The sequence below is a fragment of the Rhizobium sp. Nf11,1 genome (assembly GCF_050587665.1).
Classification (GTDB): domain Bacteria; phylum Pseudomonadota; class Alphaproteobacteria; order Rhizobiales; family Rhizobiaceae; genus Rhizobium.
Genome location: NZ_JBOBHU010000080.1, coordinates 1 through 669 on the forward strand (window position 1 = coordinate 1; position 669 = coordinate 669).

1 protein-coding gene and 1 pseudogene are annotated in these 669 nt (G+C 56.7%); both read right to left on the reverse strand.

Annotated features, from left to right (window positions below; genetic code table 11):
• A pseudogene (locus ACQ7C1_RS31770) lies at positions 1-71 on the reverse strand (4-carboxy-4-hydroxy-2-oxoadipate aldolase/oxaloacetate decarboxylase); the annotation flags it as partial.
• A gap of 88 nt (positions 72-159) precedes the next feature.
• Positions 160-669: transporter substrate-binding domain-containing protein (locus ACQ7C1_RS31775; protein WP_430961225.1), on the reverse strand; the 510-nt coding region annotated here is incomplete at its 5' end.

Below are 669 nucleotides of genomic sequence, written 5' to 3' on the forward strand. Positions count from 1 at the left end.
GGCGAAAATTTGGAAACGGCCTCGATGTCGGCTTTGCTGGGCCGTTCAGCGATATCTTTTATATGAATCATGGATGCCTCACATCGTTTGTAGACGGCGGGCAAATCCCGCCGTCTTATCTCGGTTGCATTGTCTTCGGGAGGTCCGAGACCGATCGGTCTACGGGATCGGGTCGAATTTCAGTTCGCTAAGCGGCACGACTTTGTCGGTGCGGGTCATCTTGTATTCGGTGCTCGGGCCGAGCCACTTGTCCCAGATCTTGTTGATCTCGCCGGACTCGTCGAGCTTGTGCAGAATCTCGTTGATCTTGGCGGTGAGCGCCGGCTGATCCTTGGCCATGCCGATGCCGATCGGCTGGTAGAGCATCGGCTCCTCGATCATCCGCATTTCCTTGCCCTTGCTCTTCGATTCATTGACGAACTTGGTCGTCGTCATGGTGTTTGCCACCATGCCGCGCGCCTTGCCCTGCTGAACGGCGAGATAGGCGGAAGCCGTGTCCTGGAAGGTCAGCGGTTCCGATTTGTTGAGTTTGATCGACATTTCCGACGTCGAGCCCTTGGTCGAAGCGATGCGCTGGCCTGCATAATCGGCCTTCGTCTTGCCTGCATCGTCGGCCGGCACGATCAGCATTTCCTTGGCGAGATAATAGGGGTCGCTGAACTGGATCTG